The 17574-nt window shown below is 67.6% G+C and carries 15 protein-coding genes; 10 read left to right on the top strand and 5 right to left on the bottom strand.

Annotated features, from left to right (window positions below):
• Positions 1-50: 50 nt before the first annotated feature.
• Both BUB09_RS16460 and BUB09_RS16465 read right to left on the bottom strand, forming a co-directional pair.
• Complete coding sequence (locus tag BUB09_RS16460) at positions 51-1145, bottom strand: glycosyltransferase (RefSeq protein ID WP_217650336.1); 1095 nt, start codon at positions 1143-1145, stop codon at positions 51-53.
• Entirely contained in the window at positions 1142-2179 is a 1038-nt protein-coding gene (locus BUB09_RS16465; protein WP_072899599.1) for a glycosyltransferase family 9 protein, read from the bottom strand. The genes BUB09_RS16460 and BUB09_RS16465 overlap by 4 nt, the downstream gene beginning before the upstream one ends.
• Before the next feature lie 158 nt (positions 2180-2337).
• Here BUB09_RS16465 and BUB09_RS16470 point away from each other — a divergent pair, with 158 nt between their 5' ends.
• From BUB09_RS16470 to BUB09_RS16480, 3 genes are all read left to right on the top strand, one after another.
• The gene (locus BUB09_RS16470; RefSeq protein ID WP_072899612.1) at positions 2338-3258 is read left to right on the top strand and encodes a branched-chain amino acid transaminase; all 921 of its coding nucleotides are present in this window, start codon (positions 2338-2340) and stop codon (positions 3256-3258) included.
• A gap of 28 nt (positions 3259-3286) precedes the next feature.
• Positions 3287-4723, top strand: coding sequence for a bifunctional D-glycero-beta-D-manno-heptose-7-phosphate kinase/D-glycero-beta-D-manno-heptose 1-phosphate adenylyltransferase HldE (gene hldE, locus BUB09_RS16475; protein WP_072899614.1), 1437 nt, complete (start codon positions 3287-3289; stop codon positions 4721-4723).
• A gap of 147 nt (positions 4724-4870) precedes the next feature.
• A complete protein-coding gene (locus tag BUB09_RS16480; RefSeq protein WP_072899616.1) occupies positions 4871-6772 on the top strand; it encodes an N-acyl-D-amino-acid deacylase family protein in 1902 nt (633 codons plus the stop codon).
• A 119-nt stretch (positions 6773-6891) separates the two neighbouring features.
• Here the strand turns inward: BUB09_RS16480 and BUB09_RS16485 are convergent, their stop codons facing one another.
• Positions 6892-8298, bottom strand: coding sequence for a cytochrome P450 (locus BUB09_RS16485; RefSeq protein ID WP_072899618.1), 1407 nt, complete (start codon positions 8296-8298; stop codon positions 6892-6894).
• Positions 8299-8586: 288 nt separating this feature from the next.
• Between BUB09_RS16485 and BUB09_RS16490 the strand changes: the two genes are divergently transcribed.
• From BUB09_RS16490 to BUB09_RS16505, 4 genes are all read left to right on the top strand, one after another.
• Positions 8587-8877: an EF-hand domain-containing protein gene (locus BUB09_RS16490; protein WP_139250327.1), complete on the top strand. Its 291-nt coding sequence runs from the start codon at positions 8587-8589 to the stop codon at positions 8875-8877.
• 248 nt (positions 8878-9125) lie between these two features.
• Positions 9126-9965 (top strand): DUF3014 domain-containing protein, encoded by an 840-nt coding sequence (locus BUB09_RS16495; protein WP_072899622.1) that lies wholly within the window; start codon positions 9126-9128, stop codon positions 9963-9965.
• Between the two features lie 84 nt (positions 9966-10049).
• Positions 10050-10433, top strand: a complete 384-nt coding sequence (locus tag BUB09_RS17735) for a glycine zipper 2TM domain-containing protein (protein ID WP_084083528.1) — start codon at positions 10050-10052, stop codon at positions 10431-10433.
• Between the two features lie 131 nt (positions 10434-10564).
• On the top strand, positions 10565-12346 hold the full coding sequence (locus BUB09_RS16505; protein WP_072899624.1) for a RecQ family ATP-dependent DNA helicase: 1782 nt from the start codon (positions 10565-10567) through the stop codon (positions 12344-12346).
• Between the two features lie 31 nt (positions 12347-12377).
• On the opposite strand, the gene BUB09_RS16510 is transcribed toward BUB09_RS16505, so the two are convergent.
• A complete protein-coding gene (locus BUB09_RS16510; RefSeq protein ID WP_072899626.1) occupies positions 12378-13370 on the bottom strand; it encodes an MBL fold metallo-hydrolase in 993 nt (330 codons plus the stop codon).
• A gap of 93 nt (positions 13371-13463) precedes the next feature.
• Complete coding sequence (locus BUB09_RS16515; protein ID WP_072899628.1) at positions 13464-14663, bottom strand: MFS transporter; 1200 nt, start codon at positions 14661-14663, stop codon at positions 13464-13466.
• A 224-nt stretch (positions 14664-14887) separates the two neighbouring features.
• On the opposite strand from BUB09_RS16515, the gene BUB09_RS16520 reads away from it, so the two are divergent.
• The 3 genes from BUB09_RS16520 to BUB09_RS16530 all read left to right on the top strand — a co-directional run bounded on the left by BUB09_RS16520 (position 14888) and on the right by BUB09_RS16530 (position 17468).
• On the top strand, positions 14888-15892 hold the full coding sequence (locus tag BUB09_RS16520) for an NAD(P)H-quinone oxidoreductase (protein WP_072899630.1): 1005 nt from the start codon (positions 14888-14890) through the stop codon (positions 15890-15892).
• An 85-nt stretch (positions 15893-15977) separates the two neighbouring features.
• Positions 15978-16253 carry a polyhydroxyalkanoic acid system family protein gene (locus BUB09_RS17260; protein WP_072899633.1) on the top strand — a complete coding sequence of 92 codons (276 nt, stop codon included), beginning with the start codon at positions 15978-15980 and terminating at the stop codon, positions 16251-16253.
• 141 nt (positions 16254-16394) lie between these two features.
• Positions 16395-17468: an AI-2E family transporter gene (locus tag BUB09_RS16530; protein WP_175550236.1), complete on the top strand. Its 1074-nt coding sequence runs from the start codon at positions 16395-16397 to the stop codon at positions 17466-17468.
• Positions 17469-17574 lie beyond the last annotated feature (106 nt).

Genomic DNA, 17574 nt, shown 5'->3' on the forward strand with positions numbered 1-17574 from the left:
GCTCCTTGTCGATCCGGTATCAGACGGCGCGCTCCGGCGCCGGCGAGGGTTCAGCCTCGGCCCAGCACCTCGTCGTACACGGCGCGATTGCCGGCGACCATCGCCGCGGTCGAAAACTCGGCGTCGATCAACTGCGAACCCGCTGCGCCCAGCGAGCGCCGTAGCGCCGCATCGTCGGCGAGTCTGCCGATCGCAGCTTGTAGCGCCGCTGAATCGCCCGGCGCTACCAGCAGCCCGTTGAGCCCGTCGCGCACGGCTTCGGGCATGCCGCCCGCGCGGCTGGCGATGATCGGCACGCGCGCGGCCGAGGCTTGCAGCAGCGACACACCGAGCCCTTCAGCCAGTGCCGGGTGCACCAACAGGTCCAGGCAGCCGACCCAGCGCGGCAGATCGCGGCGAAAGCCGGCAAAGCGCAGCGCGCGCAGCGGCAGATCCGCCGATTCCGCTTGCAGCGCTTCGCGTAGCGGCCCCTGGCCGAAGATTACTAGCGCAATCTGCCGCGCCGCAGACAAGCCGCGCAGCGCGGCGAACAGCACGCGATGGCCCTTGCGCTCGATCAGCTGCGCCACGACGCCGACGATCAGCGCATCGGCCGGTACGTCGAACTCGGCGCAGAACGCGTCGCGCGACGCGCTGTGACGCCAGGGCTCGGCGTCGACGGCCGAGCGCACGACGCGGATGCGGCTGTCGTCGACGCCTTGGCTGCGCAGCACCTCGGCGATGCCTTCGGAGATGCAGACGGTGCGCGCATACAGGCGGTATTTGCGCTGCGCCCACCAGTGCGGCTCGGGATTGTCGACACGACGCGACAGCACGGCCGGTACGCCGGCCCAGCGCGCCGCGATCCCGCCCAGCACGTCGGCGCCGCGCCGGCTGTGCAGATGCACCAGATCGGGCTGCTGCTCGCGCAGCACGCGCGCCAGCCGGCGGATGAAACCGATATCGGCATCGCCGCTGCAACGCAGCGGATGCACCGTGACCGCGCTGCCGACGAAGTGCGCGCCGATCGCGGCGCCGGGCGGGCAGACCAGATGGTTATCGACGCCCTGTGCCGACAGTCCGTCGAGCAGATAGGCCACCTGTTGGGCACCGCCGTACAGATGCTGGCCGGTTTCCACATGCAGCAGCTTCAGGCGACGGGTCATCGTGCGGCCTCGTCGCGGCCGAGCAGTGCGCGCGCTGCGGCGGCCACGCGCTGCGGCGTCAGCCCGCGCAGGCAGTCGAAGCGTCCGTTGCAGGTCGGCTTGCGCTTGCACGGTGCGCAGGGCAGCGCGTCGTACATCACCGTCAGTGGCGACTCGGCGCCTTGCGTATACGGGCAGGTGCTACCGAACAGCGCGACGACCGGGCGCTGCACCGCGACGCCGATATGGGTCAGGCCGGTATCGACACCGATCACCAGGCCCGCCTGCTGCAACACGCCGGGCAGCTGGTTCAGGCGCGTCTTGCCCGCGAGGTTGACCACCGGCACCGGGCAGGCTGTGACGATCCGCGCCGCCGCCTCGACATCGCCGGGGCCACCCAGCACCGCCAGCGCGCGGCCCGGGTTCTGTGCGGCCAGCAGCGCCGCCAGCGGCGGCCAGTGGCTTTCAATCCAGTGCTTTTGCGGCCGCGTCGTGAACGGGCACAGCGCGATGTAGCCGGGTGCCAGTCCGGCCGCCGACAGCAGCGCTTGCGCCGCGTCGCGAGCCGATTCGGCGACCAGCAGCCGGGGCGGCGGCGCGACGGCGCCGGTCAGCGCCTCGGCCAGCGCGCGGTATTCCGATGCGATGTCACGGATGTCGCCGCCCTTGGGCAGACGCTGATGCAGCAGGAAACCCAGCGGCTCGCGCGAGTCGAACCCGATCCGCCGCGCACCGGCGGCCATCGCCGCCAGCAGCCGCGACTTGGCCAGGCCCTGGGCGTCGATGACCCAGTCGTAGCGGCGAGCGCGCAACTCGCGGCGCAGCGCCCATAGCCGCGACGGCGACTTGACCGTGTCGGGCGCGATACGGATCACCTCATCGATGCGCGAGTCGCCGTCGAGGATGCCGGCAAAGCCCGCTTGCGCCAGCCAGCCGATGTGCGCCGCGGGCCAGCGGGCGCGCAAGCCGCCGAGCAGGGATGTGGCGAATACGATGTCGCCCAGTGCCGAGCTGCGCACGATCAGGATGCGGGGTGCGTGGCCAGACTCGGGCATCGGGGCGTCGTGCGACACGGACAGGAGGACGGAGGCGGGCAGGCCCCTATAATACCGGGCTGCCGCGCCGACCCGCGGGGCCACGGTCGCCCCGTCGCGCTGACGCACCGGGCCGCCGCCATCAACCTCCACGAATATTGCAAGAAGGAACAAGCGTCATGAGCATGTCCGACCGCGACGGCTACATCTGGTACGACGGCAAGATGGTGCCGTGGCGCGAAGCCACCACGCACGTGCTGACCTATACGCTGCACTACGGCGCCGGCTGCTTCGAAGGCGTGCGCGCCTACGAGACGCCCAAGGGCACCGCGATCTTCCGCTTGCAGGAGCACACGCGCCGCCTGTTTAACTCGGCCAAGATCATCGGCATGGCCATGCCCTGGTCCGAAGACGAGCTCAATGAAGCGCAGCTCGAAGTGCTGCGCGTCAACCAGCTCAAGGAAGCCTACCTGCGTCCGATGGTGTTCTACGGCAGCGAAGGCATGGGCTTGCGCGCCACCGGTCTGAAGACCCACGTGATCGTCGCGGCCTGGACCTGGGGTTCGTACTTGGGCGCCGATGGCATGGAGCGCGGCATCCGCGTCAAGACCAGCTCGTTCTCGCGCCACTATGTCAACAGCTCGCTGTGCCGCGCCAAGGCCAACGCCAACTATTTGAACTCGTCGATGGCGCTCAACGAAGTGCTCAAGGACGGCTATGACGAGGCGCTGATGCTCGACCCCGAAGGCTACGTCGCCGAAGGCTCGGCCGAGAATATCTTCGTGATCACCAACGGCGTGATCAGCACGCCCGACGTGACCTCGGCGCTCGACGGCATCACGCGCCGCACGGTGATGCAGCTGGCGCAGGACATGGGCTACACGGTGCGCGAGCGCCGCATCACCCGCGACGAGGTCTACGTCTGCGACGAGGCGTTCTTCACCGGTACCGCCGCTGAAGTCACGCCGATCCGCGAGATCGACAATCGCCCGGTGGGCAGCGGCAGCCGCGGTCCGATCACGCAGAAGCTGCAGGCCGCGTATCTGGCGCAGGTCAAGGGCCAGTCCGAGCGGTATCCGGAGTGGCTCAGCCACATCTGATCGCCACGCCGAGCCGGGTCCCGCGCCGATGAGCCAGCTGCCTGATTTCACCCGCGCGCGGGTCGTCGTCGCCGGCGACGTGATGCTCGACCGTTACTGGTCGGGCAGCGCGTCGCGAATCTCGCCGGAAGCGCCGGTGCCGGTGGTGCAGATCAACGCCGATCGCACGCAAGCCGGTGGTGCGGCCAACGTCGCGCTGAATCTGGCGGCGCTGGGCGTGCAGACGCATCTGCTGGGCGTTGTGGGTGACGACGAGCCGGCGCAGTTGCTGGCGCAGCGCGTCACCGACGCCGGCATCGATGCGCAGTTCACCCCGTCACCCGATTACCCGACGATCACCAAGCTGCGCGTGATGTCGCGCAATCAGCAAGTGATCCGGCTCGACTTCGAGATGTCGCTGGCCGAGCCGGGTGCATTCGATCGCGCTGCGTTCACCGCGCAGTTTCGCGCGCAGGTACAGCAGGCCGATGCCGTGATCCTGTCCGACTACGGCAAGGGCACGCTGTCGGACGTGGCGTCGCTGATCGCGATCTGCCGTGCCGCCGGCAAGCCGGTCACGGTCGATCCCAAGGGCCGCGATTACGCACGCTACACCGGCGCCACGCTGCTGACGCCGAACATGGCCGAACTCGAAGCCGTCGTCGGGCCGTGCCCGGACGAGGCCACGCTGGTGGCCAAGGCGACGCAGTTGATGGGCGAGCTGCAGCTGTTTGCGCTGCTGGTCACGCGCAGCGAAAAGGGCATGAGCCTGCTGCGGCCGCATCGCGAGCCGCTGCATCTGCCGACCGTGGCGCGCGAGGTCTACGACGTGACCGGCGCCGGCGACACGGTGATCGCCACGCTGACCGCCGCGCTGGCGGCCGGCAGCGATCTGGAAACGGCAACGCGGCTGTCGAACCTGGCGGCTGGCGTCACCGTCGGCAAGCTCGGTGCGGCGACCGTCACGCCGGCCGAACTGCAGGCCCAGCTGACGCCCGACGGTCCGGCCAGCAGCGAGTCGCTGCTAATGGCCGAAGATGCACTGCTGCAATGGGTCGAAGCGCGCCGTACGCGCGGCCAGCGCATCGTGATGACCAATGGCTGCTTCGACCTGCTGCATGTCGGCCATCTGCGCTACCTGGAGCAGGCGCGTGCGCTCGGCGATGCGCTGATCGTCGCCGTCAACAGCGACGACTCGGTGCGCCGGCTCAAGGGCCCGACGCGTCCTCTGAACGCAGCGGCCGATCGGATGCGCGTGCTCGCCGGACTCAAGTGCGTCGATGCCGTCGTCGAGTTCGGTGAGGACACGCCGGCCCGCTTGATCGGCCGCGTGCTGCCGCAAGTGCTGGTCAAAGGCGGTGACTACACGGTGGAACAGGTCGCCGGTCACGATGTCGTGGAGGCGGCCGGCGGCCAGACCGTGATCCTGAATTTTCACGACGGCTACTCGACCACGGCGACGATCCAGCGCGCGCAGCAACCTTGAGTGCCGCCGCGGGCTGGCAATATCAGCCCAATGTAGGACGAGGCTTACAGTCTCGGCGTCGAGCCTCCATCGTGGGATGGATTTGCTAGTTCCGGGTGACCCGTTGCCAGCGTAAATAGCGCACGGCCCCCACTAGGAACCCGCCCCATGGACGGTGGTTCGCTCGCGTATCAACTGGTGTTTCGCAACGCACTGCTGTTCGACGGCAGCGGCGCGGCGCCTCAACGGCGCGACGTCGCCATCGCCGGCGGTCGCATTGCGGCGATCGGCCATGATCTGCCGGCCGGCGACGCGACGCAGATCGACGCGCAAGGCCTGTGGCTGATGCCGGGCCTGCTCGACGTACACACGCATTTCGATCTCGAAGTCGAGCTGGAGCCCGGCTTGCCCGAAGCGGTACGCCACGGCACGACGACGGTGGTGATGGCCAATTGCTCGCTGGGCCTGGCCTATGGCGCGCAGCGCCGCAACGGCGCCGACCCGATCGTCGACTGCTTCGCGCGCGTCGAGAACGTGCCCAAGTCGGTGCTGCGCAAAGTCGCCGATCGCGTCAGCTGGTCCGACAGCGCGGCGTATCTGGATCACTTGCAGAGCTTGCCGCTAGGCCCGAACGTCGCGCCGATGATTCCGCATTCGATGCTGCGCGTCGAAGTGATGGGGCTCAACGATTCGGTATCTCGCGAGCCGACCGCCGACGAGTTGACGCGGATGGAGCAGCTGCTCGAAAAAGGCATGCGCGAGGGCTACATCGGATTTTCGACCGACGCGCTGCCATTTCACTTTCTGGCCAATGCGCCGAACACGCGCAAGCAGATTCCGACGCAGTTCGCGCCCTACGGCGAGCTTAAACGGCTGACCGGCGTCGTGCGTCGCTGGGGCCGCTTGTGGCAAGCCACGCCGCCGAAGGACAACAAGCTTGCGATCTTCCGCAACTTCCTGCTGACGTCGGGGCGGCTGTTCGGCCGGCCGCTGAAAGTCACGGCCGTGGCGGCGATGGACTTCAACACCAACGGCGCGCTGTTGAAGATGGCGCTGGTCTTGTCGCGCATTCTGAACAGCCGGTTGATCGGCGGACGCTTCCGCTTCCAGGCGCTGGCAGCGCCGTTCACGACTTGGAGCGACGGCGTGATCACGCCGCTGGCCGAAGAGATTCCGTGTCTGCGGCTGCTCAACGAACTCGATCTGGACGATCGCGCGGGCCGTCGCCGCTTGCTCGACGATCCGGCGTGGATCGCCGACTTCCGCCGCATGTGGTTTCACGGCAAGAGCGGCTTCAACTGGGCCAATCTGGCGCGTCGGCGTCGCCGCGAAACCAATGTGCTGTCGCGTCGGCTCGACGACATGTTCATCGACCGTTGCCCGATTGCGGCTTGGTCCGGCGACAGCCTGCAAGCCGTCTACCAGCGCGCTTGCGCGTATCGCGCTGGCGATGCAGCACAAGCGCGCAGCGCCGATGAGCGCGCGGTGTTCGACGCAATGCCGCCGGCCCGGCCAGACGATGCGGATTTCTTTTTGCACCTGATGCGGCAGTTCGACACGCAGCTGCGCTGGAAGACCACCACCGCCAACCGCGACCCGCAGCTGACCGGCGAGCTGCTGTTCAATCCGCTGCTGCTGCCGGGCTTCAACGACAGCGGCGCGCATCTGACCAACATGGCGTTCTACGACGGCAACCTGCGGATGCTGCGTTATGCGCAGGCCAGCGGCGGCGTTGCGCGCGTGGCCGAGGCCGTACGCCGGCTGACGCGTGAGCCGGCCGAATACTTCGGTATGGACGTGGGTCGCATCGAGCCCGGCGCGATCGCCGACCTTGCGTTGATCGACCCGGCGGCGCTCAGCGGCTGGGATCCGGAAGCGACGATCGAATACGTGTGGCGCGATTGCTTCGAGCATCACCAACTCGTCAATCGTCCGCCGGATGTGGTGCGGGCGACCGTCGTGGCGGGCCAGCTATTGTGGCGCGACGGCGCGTATCAACCCGGTTTTGGCGAGCAGCGTGCAGGCCGCGTGCTGCGGCATGCGGTCGAGTCGGCGCCGGTGGCGGTCTAAGGCGGATCGCTTACCCGCCGCGCCGCGAGTGCAGCGCGCGGGTATCGCCCGCAGCGCTGCATCGATTCTGCTGACGTGCGCAGCGCGGCGGCATCAGCCGCCGGCGCTGCGCCGCGTGCTCAGTGGCGATAGCCTTTGACGCGCACCTTGAAGTCCATCGCCGGGCCCGGCGTCGGCGCGGTCTTGGTCTTCAGCTGGTAGTTCGGCGTTTCGAGTTCCAGGTCGAGCTTGTAGAACAGCCGCGCCATCGACAGTGCGATCTGGACTTCGGCCAGGCTCTTGCCCAGGCAGGTGTGCGGACCGCGGCCGTAGGGTGAGTACACGCCCGGCTGCAGGTGCTCGGCGCGCGGACGCTGGTAGCGGTCGATGTCGAAGCGGTCGGCTTCCGGGTAGAACTCGTCCATGAAGTGCGGAACGCTGGTGGCGACGAACATCATCTCGCCTTCCTTGATCAAGTGACCCTGGAACACGAAATCCTTGGTCGCAGTGCGCATCTGCGCAACCGCGATCGGGTAGAGCCGCATCGTCTCCATGATCGCGCCCTGCAGCGACGGGATCCGCTTCATCAAGCCTTCTTCGTCAATCGGGCCGGCATCGAACAAGGAGTCGACTTCGGCCAGCACGCGGCGCTTGACCTCGGGATACTTCAGCACCGTGTACGTGATCGCCGCCGTCGTGTTGGCAACGGTGTCGAGCCCGGCGACGTACGGGCCGGTCAGCGTCAGGATCAGGTCCTGCGCCGGCATGATGTCCGGACGCTCGATATGCGCGGCCATGATGTCGTCGATCAGGTTGCGATCTTCGGGCTTGACGCGGCCATAGCGCGCCCGCGCATCGGCGATCATCTTCTCGCCCAGCTCGTGCACGCGCGACTTGGCCTTCTTGTACACCGGCCGCTTCAGCAGAAACTTCGGCCGCTGACGCGTGACCAGCACGTTGAGGATGTGCAGGATCGTCGTGCGGATGTCCTTGACGTATTCCAGCGGCGCGGCACCGGTCAGGATCTGGCCCAGCTGATCGACGACCATGTACTGCATGCCTTCGACCACCGGCACCAACTCACCGACTTTCCAGTCGCGCAGCAGTGCGCCGTCGGTGATGTTCACCAGCTCGTCGTAGCGACCCTTGATCGACTCCTTCGAGTAGCCGCTGCGCATCACGTCGCGCAGCTGCTTGTGGGCTTCGCCGTCTTCGCCGGTCAGCGTGCGCGTCGCGTCGTATTCCTTGACCAGGCCTTCCCAGAATTCCTTGCTGCGCAGGCATTCGCGGCCTTCGCGCGTGCCCATGAAGTTGGCAGCCTCGACGCCGGCGATCACTTTGTAGCGATTGCCGAGCATGCTGATTTCGAACACCGGCCCGTACTGGCGGTAGCAGCGCAGGAAGAAGCGGCCGATGTCCTTGGACATCTCCAGCGCATTGCCGAGAAACGGCAGGCCGGGCACGCGCGGCGTGGTGTGGACAGCAGTCGGTGGCGTTTTCGGCGCCGTCGGCTCGACGTGGCCGGCGGTGGTTGTGGCGGTATTCATTGAGCGAATCTCCGGGGTCGCGCGCAGGGCGGGCTCGATTGACCGGTATGCTGCAACCGCAACGCGACGGCTCAATGATCCCATCGGACTAGTTTTCGGATGGCGTCCCCCGAAATGATCGAGACCTCGACATCCGGCGTCCGATGGCCGGGGTCGGTTTGTTTTTTGCTACGCATTCCGCGCCGCCCGGTAATGCCGCCCAGCGGCACCAGGTATGCCCCAATCCGGACGGCGGCCTGCCGCGCAACGACGCGCTACCCACCATGGATGTCCTATTGGAGCGTACGCGTGAACAAGATCTCGACGGCCAGCCTGGCCGCAACCCTGCTGTTGGTGTCCTCGACGCTGCTGTGTGGCCTTGCATCGGCTGAAAACACCTATTCCAAGACCGGAGTCGGCAGTTCGTATCCGCCCGGCAGCCCGCTGGCGGTCAACAACTCCGACTACGAAGACAAGAACGGCGACGGCTGCCTCGAAGCGGGCGAACTCAAGCCCGGCTCGCAACTCGAGAAGCGCTTGAAGACCCGCGATGCCAACAACGACGGCAAGCTCTGCAAGGACGAATACTTCTTCGAATGAGCGGGCGCTTCGCGGTTGCCGCAGAGGCACGCGGGTTCACGGCGAGGTCATAGCCGTGCGGTGACCGATGTTTGAAGCCGCCATGGACGGCGGTGGTTTGCGCAGGGAAGCGACGGCACCGGAATTCCATCGGGGTTCCGGTGCTTTTTTGCGTTGTCGATCGAGGTGACGGCCTGAACCGTGCTTGACAAGGCCTCGGGGCTCTCCAAGTCTTGGGCCGTGACTCAAACCTGCCAACGGATGACGCTATGAAACCGCGCGACTGGGCTCCGCCGTTGCTGTTGATCACGGCCGGTGTCGTGGCGGCCGGGTTTTATCTGCTGCGATCGGCCGGCGATGCGCCGGCGCCGGTCCCGGTGACCAACGAAGTGCCCGCCGCCGATCCCGACATGGCGGCCGAGGCTGCCCCGGCGCCGCAGTTTCCCGTATCGCCCCCTGGACAAGCCGACGACGACGCCGCGCCACTGATGGCCGACCTGCCGGCGCTGGCCGACAGCGATTCCGAATTGCGCCAGTCGTTGATCGGCGCGATGGACCAAGTGCCCATCGATGCGTTCCTGGTACCGCAGCAGATCGTGCGCCGCTTTGTGGCGACGATCGACAACCTCGATGCGCCGTCGCTACCGATGCGCCTGCGCGCGCTGCGCCGCATCGACGGCAGCTTTGCGGTGCAACCGGTGACGGTGGCCGATGCCGCCGATCCGCAATGGCAGATCAGCGCCAGCAACCCCGCGCGATACGCCGGCTTCGTCGAAGCGGTGCAACTGGCCGACGTCGAGCGCCTGGTGCAGTTGTACCGGCGCTACTACCCGCTGTTCCAGGCCGCGTATGAAGAGCTGGGCCATGGCAGTGACTACTTCAACGACCGGCTGATCCAAGTGATCGACCACTTGCTGGCAACGCCGGAGGTACCTGCGCCGGTGCTGCTGCAGCGGCCCAAGGTGCTCTATCAATTTGCCGACCCGGAGCTGGAATCGCGCTCGGCCGGCCAGAAGGCGCTGATCCGCATCGGCAGCGAAAACGCCGAAGTGATCAAGGGCAAGCTGCGCCAACTGCGCACCGAGTTGGTCGCGTCGCGCACGCCCTGATCATCGGCGCTGGTGGCACGGAGTTCACGGGCAATTCATCGCGTCGGCCTACCGTGGTGCTCGTGCAACAGGAGGATCACCGACATGGACGTCGATCATCAGCATCGCAATCGCCAGCCGCCGCAGCGTCTGCATCAGAGCCGGCTCACCGGATATGCGCTGTGTGCCGCTGCGGCGTTGAGCGTGATGGCCACGCCGGCCTTCGCCGAAATCTATACAAACGACGACGGTCAGCGCGTCGACTGCCACTATGAAACGGTCAAGGCCGACGACGGTCACCTTGTGGCCGCGCCGGTGATCGGTGCGGTTGCCGGTGGCGTACTCGGCCATCAAGTCGGCGGTGGGCGCGGCAAGGACTTGGCCACGGTGGCCGGTGCCGGTGTCGGCGCGTATGCGGGCAAGCAGTACAACGACAACAAGACCGATGACAGCACGGCGACGCGCAAGGTCTGTCAGCCGGTCGACTAGGTTTCGGTAGCAGCGGCGGTTCGACGGCCCCGGTCGTCGCAGTCCAGGTGTCGTTCGGCCCGTGCCATGAGGCACGAGTAGCTGCGCGTGGTGGGTGTCGGTTTCATCCGTATCAGCAGGTAGGTCAAGGAATGACGACGGCTACGGCGCTCGGCATGAGCGCGTTGCGCGACACCCTGTCGCAGCGCTTCGGACTCGATGCGTGGCGGCCCGGACAAGAGCGCGTGATCACCAGCGTGCTCGCCGGGCGCAACACGCTGGCGATCATGCCCACCGGCGCCGGCAAGTCGCTGTGCTATCAACTGCCTGCGCTGCATCTGGACGGCCTGACGCTGGTCGTCTCGCCGCTGATTGCGCTGATGAAGGACCAGGCCGACAAACTCGAAGGCGCCGGCATCCAGAGCGCGCAGCTCAACAGCGCGCTTGGCGTGCAGGCCGAGTCGTTGATGCTGCAGCGGGTCGAGGCAATGCGCGACGGCATCGTGTTCGTCACGCCGGAGCGACTCGCCGACGAGCGCTTCCTGCAGACGCTGCGCAGCAAGGTGGTGGCACTGCTGGTGGTCGACGAGGCGCATTGCATCTCGCAGTGGGGCCATGACTTTCGCCCGGCGTTTCTCGAGATCGGCACCGCGATTCATGCACTCAACCGCCCGCCGGTGCTCGCGTTGACAGCGACCGCCACGCCGCGCGTGATCGACGATATCCGCACGCAGCTGGGCCTGGACCAGCTGCGCGTGATCAACACCGGGCTGTATCGGCCCAATCTGCACTATGCGGTGCAGCCGGTGCAGGGCGAGGACCGCAAACGGGCTGCGCTGATCGATCGACTGCGCAGCAGCGAGGGTGCGGGCATCGTCTACTGCGCCACGGTCAAGAGCGTCGATGCGCTACACGAAGCCTTGATCCGCGCCGGCATCGACAGCACGCGCTATCACGGCCGGCTGCCGGCGCGGGAGCGTGACACCAGCCAGGACCGCTTCATGTCGGGCCAGACGCGGATCATGGTCGCGACCAACGCGTTCGGCATGGGTATCGACAAGGCCGATCTGCGCTTCATCATCCATTACCAACTGCCCGGCAGTATCGAGGCGTACTACCAGGAATCGGGCCGCGCCGGTCGCGACGGGCAGCCGGCGCTGTGCCTGCTGTTGTTCGACAGCAAGGACAAGCAGGTCCAGCAGTTCTTTCTGGCGCGGCGATATCCGGGTGTCGACGAGCTGTCGAGTACCTGGGTTGCGCTATGCCGTCAGACGCAGAACGGCCGGCGTGCCACGCTCAAGGACTTGCAGCAGGCGCTGCCGCGGCTGGGTGTCGCCCGGCTGCGCGTCACGCTGAAGCTGCTCGAACAAGCGTCGTTGATTGTGCGCAGCGAGGACGGCGGCCATGGCTTGGCCGACCGCGAGGGCGATCTGCTCGACTTCCAGAAGATTGCTGACGATTACGCGCGCCGTGCCGAGCGCGACCAGCGGGTGCTCGAGCAGATGATCGCCTACGCGCAAAGCTCGCTGTGCCGCTGGGGACGCTTGCTCGAATACTTCGGCGTGCGCGCCGATCGCAAGCGTTGCGGTCACTGCGACAACTGCTCGCGTCCCGACATCCGCGTCGACGCCGACATGCTGCGTCGTGCCGAAAACGACGCCGCCTGGCGCGAGCGCAAGCCCGTGCCGTCCGTCCGTGGCGATGACTCCGCGGAACCCGTCGCGGCGGCCGCGCCTCCGCTGGCGATCGGTGACCGCGTTCGCGTCAGCCGCTATGGGCAAGGCCGCATCGTCGACCTGACCGATACCCATGCGCGCGTGCAACTGGCCGACGGCAGCTCGCGTGTGTTTCTGCAGAGCTATCTGCGTCCGACCACGCGTCCCGCCAGGCCGTCGGCGACTGCCGCACAGGGCCGCCCGCTCAGCACCGTCTGACCGTTCCCGACGGCGCGAGCGATGCTCGGGCTCAGCGATCGGCTCGGTAAGGCCCGAACTCGACCGGCACCCAGGCGTAGCCCGGCTTGTCGGCGCGGATGTGCCCGATGCCGGGGAACGGCAAGTGCGCGCCGGCCGTCCACAGCTGCTGCTGCGCGGCTCGATCGAACGCCAGGCGCCGGCTGGCGATGGCCGCCTTGGCGTCGACGTCGAACTCCACCGAGATCTCGGGCCGCGCGAACTGCGTGGCATGGCTATGGATCAAGTCGCCCAGCACCAGCAGCTGCGACGGCCCCGGCTCGCCGACCAAGTAGCTGCTGTGGCCCGGCGTATGACCCGGCGTCGACAACGACACCAAGCCCGGCAACACCGTGTCGCCCGGCGTGAACGTCTTGAAGCGGCCGGCCGCGCGATACGGCGCCACAGCGTTGCGCGCCAGGTCGAACATCGGCTGCTGGTCGGCTGGCGCCTGCGCCTTGATCGCGTCGCGGGTCCAGAAGTCGGCTTCGGGCGCGGCCACGTACACGGTCGCGTTCGGGAACGCCGGCTTGCCGTCGGCCTGCAGCAGCCCGCAAGCGTGGTCGGGGTGCATATGCGTCAGCAGCACGGCGTCGACCTGCGCACCTTCGTAGCCGGCCGCGCGCAGATTGCCCGGAATCGTGCCCAGCGTCGGGCCGAAGCACTGCGCGGTGCCGGTGTCGATCAGCACCAACTGCGTGCCGGTGTGGACCAGGAACGCGTTGACCGAGGTCTGCACCGCCTTGCTGTCCTGAATGAACATCCGCGCCAGCAGGCTCTGCAGATCGCCCGCCTTGATGCCTTTCAGGATCTTCTGGTCCAGATCGATGTAGCCGTCATACAGCGCGGTCAGCTCCAGGTCGCCGAGCTTGAGCCGGTAATAGCCCGGCACTTGCTGCTTCTGCTGCGGCACGACGGCTTGCGCCGACGTGCTGGCGATCAATGACGTGGCCACGGCCAGTGCCAGCGCGGTGGCGCCGGCTACGCGCTTGAAGGTTTGGGTCATCGGGGTGTGCTCTTGTTGTTGGAATCATCGAAGCGCCCGATTCTGCGTCAGCGCCCGATCACAGCGGTAGGCGCGCTGCCCATTGCGCGGCGATCAAGCCGATTCGCCGCCGGCCTCGGGTAGCGGCGGCGGTGCGTCGGGCGGCGGGCGCAGCGCGTGGCGGAACGAGCGCAGGCCCAGCGCGATCGACACCAGGCCGACGCTGGCGATCAGCGCCGCCACACCGGGCCAGCCGTAGTGCGTCCATAGCGCAGCCGGCAGCACGCCGCCGACCGAACCGCCCAGGTAGTAGCACAGCACGTACAAGCCCACCGACGTTGCGCGCGCCGCGCCGGACGCCTCGGCGACGAAGCTGGTCGCCGCCGTCTGCGCCACAAAGATGCCGCCCGAAAACAGCGTCAGCGCCACGACCATTGCGGGCAGTGACGACAGCAGGCTCAGCGCCAGACCGGCGATCGTCACGCCCCAGGCCAGTGCCAGCACGCGGCCGTGGCCGTAGCGGTTCAGCAGCCGGCCCGACAGCGGCGTGATCAGCACGCCGACCAGATACACCGCGAAGATCGCCGACAGCGCGGCCGGCCCGAGCGCGAACGGCGGTCGTGCCAGATGCAGCGTCACATAGGTAAAGCCGCCGACCAGTGCGAACAGCAGCGTGAAGCCGACCGCATAGGCGCCGCGCAACTCCGGCCGGCGCAGCAGCGTCGCCATCGTCTGCAGCGGCGAGCCGGCCGGCGGTGGGCGTTGGCGTTCGGTCGGCAGCCAGGCGCGGATCAGCAGTGCCAGCAACAACTGGCCGACCGCCAGCGCCATGAAGCCGGCCTGCCAGCCGCCGAACTCGGCGACCAGGCCCGAGGTAAAGCGCCCGACAAAACCGCCGCCGATCGTGCCGGCGACATACAGCGCCGTGACTTGCCGCGCCGACGCGGCCGGCCATTCGGATCCGATGTACGCCACCGTGACACCGAAGATGCCGGGCAGCAGCAGCCCCTGCAGCAGCCGCGCGGCGATCAGCTGCGTCGGGCTCTGCGCCAGCGCCACGGCCGTGGTCGGTAGTACGACCCAGAATGCGGCGAGCACGATCACGCGGCGCCGACCGATACGGTCGGCCAGCAAGCCGGCAAACGGCGCGGCGATCGCCACGCCGAAGGTGCCGGCGGACACGATCAGCCCGGCCAGCGCTGCGTTGTCGCCGAGCCAGTCATGCAGCAGCGGCATCAGCGACTGCGGCGCGTACAAGCTCAGGAACGCCGCCGCGCCGGCCAGCACGACCGCGATCCGGCGACGGTCATGCATCGGCGCACACCGGGCGATCGTGATGCAGCGGGCGCCGCGCGGCGCGAATGCGCCGGGGCGGGTGGGACTCGTTCATGGGGGAGGGGGTGGCATGCAGCACGCTATTGTCGCCGCTGCGCGCTGATGCAACCAGCGCGGCGCGGCTCCGCTGCCGAGAGGGTCATGCTGAGCATCGCGCCGGCCGCGATGCGAACATGGGCTCCCGCTCCGACATCGAGACTCCGATGCCCTTGCACGACGACATGCGTTACGTCGCTTTCGACTCACCTGGTGAGGCCGAGGTGATGGTGATCCGCCGCGGTCCCCGGCCGCAGCCATCGCCGTCGCAGCTGCTGGTGCGCGTGCAGGCAGCCGGCATCAACCGACCCGACATCGCGCAGCGTCTCGGGCTGTATCCGCCGCCGGCCGATGCCAGCCCGGTGCTGGGTCTGGAGATTGCCGGCGAGGTCGTCGCCGTCGGCGCCGATGTGCAGGGCTGGCAGATCGGCGACCGCGTTTGCGCGCTGACGCACGGCGGCGGCTACGCTGAGTACGGCGTGGCCGAGGCCGCGCACTGCCTGCCGTGGCCGCGCGGCTACCGCGCTGAGCAGGCTGCCGCGCTGCCCGAAAACCATTTCACCGTTTGGTCCAACGTGTTCGACATGGCCGCGTTGCAGCCCGGTGAACATCTGCTGGTGCATGGCGGTAGCAGCGGTATCGGCACGACGGCGATCCAGCTCGGGCGCGAATTTGGCGCCACCGTCTACGCCACGGCCGGCAGCCCGGACAAATGCGCGGCCTGCGAGCAACTCGGTGCCGCGATGGCGATCGACTATCGCCAACAGGATTTCGAAGCGGTGCTGCGCGAGCGGCTCGGCAGCCGCGGTATCGACGTGGTGCTCGACATGGTCGGTGGCCGCTACACCGCGCGTCATCTGCGCCTGCTGGCGCTCGACGGGCGCATTGCGCAGATCGCCACGCTCGGCGGCGCCAAGGTCGACGACTTCGACTGGCGCGAGGTGATGAAGCGCCGCGCGCGGCTGATGGGCTCGACACTGCGGCCGCGCAGCGTGGCGCAGAAAGCCGCGATCGCCAGCGCGCTGCGCCAGCGTGTGTGGCCGGCGCTCGATGCCGGCCGTTGCGCGCCCGTGATCCACCAAGTATTGCCGCTCGATCAGGTCGTCGATGCACACCGGACGATGGAAGCAAGCACGCACATCGGCAAGCTGGTCTTGCACATCGCTGACTAAAGCGCCGACCATCCGCGCGCTGGTGGCCCAATTGGCCGCCGCGTTTCATGACGGGCTTCACCACATCAACAGAGGGGATACAGCAATGGCAGATATTGAAGTCGTCCGCGCCCATGGCCGCAGCGTCGCCGAGGCGCGTCAGATCGTCGACGGCCTGATTGGCAAGCTCGCCAAGGAGTTCGACCTGAAGCACGCCTGGGATGGCGACACGCTCAAGTTCGAGCGCAGCGGGCTCAGCGGACAAATGGCGATCACGGCCCAGGACGTGAAGATCAGCGCCAAGCTCGGCATGCTGCTCAAGCCGATGAAGGGACGCATCGAAAAGGAAATCCTCGGCATGCTGGACCGCAAGCTGGCCTGAGTTTTTTGCGGCGCGCATCGGGTTCACCGGTAGTTCAGCGCGGCGCCGTTGTAGTCGGCCGCAGCGGTGCCAGCACGGCGCCGATCGTTGACGGGGCCCAACACCATGTCGGACACGGACGTCCTACGCACTGCGCACGCGATGGCGCGCGCTTCGTCGCGCGATGCCGCACGCGAATCAGCACAAGCGCGTGACGGACGCCGATCACGCGAGTCGATCCGTTATGCGCTGACGCTCGCCAGCTTGATCGCGGCGGCGATCGTCGCGCTGCTGTACCTGAAGATCATCGTCATCAGCGCCGCGATCGGCATCGGCGTCGGTGTGCTGCTGGCACCGCCGCTGCGTCGATTCCAGGCGCATTTCAGTTTGCCTCGCGCAGTCGGCGCCCTGGTCGTGGCACTGATCTCGATCGGCGTGGTCGCTGGCGTTGCTTACGGCATCTACGCGATCACCGAAACGCAGGTCGCCTCGCTGTCGGAGCGCATGCCGCAGATCGTCGGCAAGCTGCAAGCACTGGCCAACGGCCTGCTCGACCGCTATCCCTGGCTCAACAGCGGCGCGCAGTCGTTCAACGTCGCCGAGGCTGCACGCAGTGTCGGTGGCCGCGTGTTTCGCGGGGCATGGTCGGGCATCAGCGTGCTCGGCGCGCTGGTGTTCGCGTTCATCGTCGGCTTGTACACCGCCGTCGAAGCGGAAACCTATTTCCGCGGCCTGGTCGATGCGTTCCCGCGATCGAAGCGACTGCAAGCCTCGCAGTTTCTGGTCGACGCGGCGACGACGATCCGCAACTGGTTCCAGGCACAGCTGATCGACATGGCGATCATCGGCGCGCTGACCGCGATCGGCTTGTGGATCGTCGGCGCTGACTACTGGCTGCTGTTCGGCATCCTGACGGGGCTGCTCGGCATCATTCCGTATGCCGGCATCGCCATCGTCGTGGTCTTTGCGGTGCTGGTGACGCTGGCGTCCGACGACCCTCACCGCGTGTACTGGGTCGCCGCGGTGTTCATCGTCACGCAGCAACTTGAAGGCCATGTGATCCTGCCGCTGGTGATGCGCGGCCAGGCTTCGCTGCCGGCCGTACCGCTGCTGGTGTTCATGCTGGTGATCGGCAGCTGGGGCGGCCTGCTCGGCGTGCTGATGGCCCCGCCGCTGTTCGCTGTGCTGCTGCTGGCTTGGCGCCGCTTCTGGGTCAAGCGAATGGACGCGGTGTAACCCATGCGCCGACCAAGGCTCAGCCCCCCGCTTGCCTCTCCCCCCGGGAGAGGTCGGCGCGCATGGCGCGCCGGGTGAGGGCCTCTCAGTCTCGGGCTTGGCCTGA

It is taken from the genome of Hydrocarboniphaga daqingensis (genome assembly GCF_900129825.1).
Classification (GTDB): Bacteria; Pseudomonadota; Gammaproteobacteria; order Nevskiales; family Nevskiaceae; genus Hydrocarboniphaga; species Hydrocarboniphaga daqingensis.

What these genes read in the sequence shown, in the direction of transcription:
- BUB09_RS16460 (WP_217650336.1), bottom strand. Translation starts at nt 1,145, where the DNA reads ATGACCCGTCGCCTGAAGCTGCTGCATGTGGAAACCGGCCAGCATCTG.
- BUB09_RS16465 (WP_072899599.1), bottom strand. Translation starts at nt 2,179, where the DNA reads ATGCCCGAGTCTGGCCACGCACCCCGCATCCTGATCGTGCGCAGCTCG.
- BUB09_RS16470 (WP_072899612.1), top strand. Translation starts at nt 2,338, where the DNA reads ATGAGCATGTCCGACCGCGACGGCTACATCTGGTACGACGGCAAGATG.
- hldE (WP_072899614.1), top strand. Translation starts at nt 3,287, where the DNA reads ATGAGCCAGCTGCCTGATTTCACCCGCGCGCGGGTCGTCGTCGCCGGC.
- BUB09_RS16480 (WP_072899616.1), top strand. Translation starts at nt 4,871, where the DNA reads ATGGACGGTGGTTCGCTCGCGTATCAACTGGTGTTTCGCAACGCACTG.
- BUB09_RS16485 (WP_072899618.1), bottom strand. Translation starts at nt 8,298, where the DNA reads ATGAATACCGCCACAACCACCGCCGGCCACGTCGAGCCGACGGCGCCG.
- BUB09_RS16495 (WP_072899622.1), top strand. Translation starts at nt 9,126, where the DNA reads ATGAAACCGCGCGACTGGGCTCCGCCGTTGCTGTTGATCACGGCCGGT.
- BUB09_RS17735 (WP_084083528.1), top strand. Translation starts at nt 10,050, where the DNA reads ATGGACGTCGATCATCAGCATCGCAATCGCCAGCCGCCGCAGCGTCTG.
- BUB09_RS16505 (WP_072899624.1), top strand. Translation starts at nt 10,565, where the DNA reads ATGACGACGGCTACGGCGCTCGGCATGAGCGCGTTGCGCGACACCCTG.
- BUB09_RS16510 (WP_072899626.1), bottom strand. Translation starts at nt 13,370, where the DNA reads ATGACCCAAACCTTCAAGCGCGTAGCCGGCGCCACCGCGCTGGCACTG.
- BUB09_RS16515 (WP_072899628.1), bottom strand. Translation starts at nt 14,663, where the DNA reads ATGCATGACCGTCGCCGGATCGCGGTCGTGCTGGCCGGCGCGGCGGCG.
- BUB09_RS16520 (WP_072899630.1), top strand. Translation starts at nt 14,888, where the DNA reads ATGCCCTTGCACGACGACATGCGTTACGTCGCTTTCGACTCACCTGGT.
- BUB09_RS17260 (WP_072899633.1), top strand. Translation starts at nt 15,978, where the DNA reads ATGGCAGATATTGAAGTCGTCCGCGCCCATGGCCGCAGCGTCGCCGAG.
- BUB09_RS16530 (WP_175550236.1), top strand. Translation starts at nt 16,395, where the DNA reads ATGGCGCGCGCTTCGTCGCGCGATGCCGCACGCGAATCAGCACAAGCG.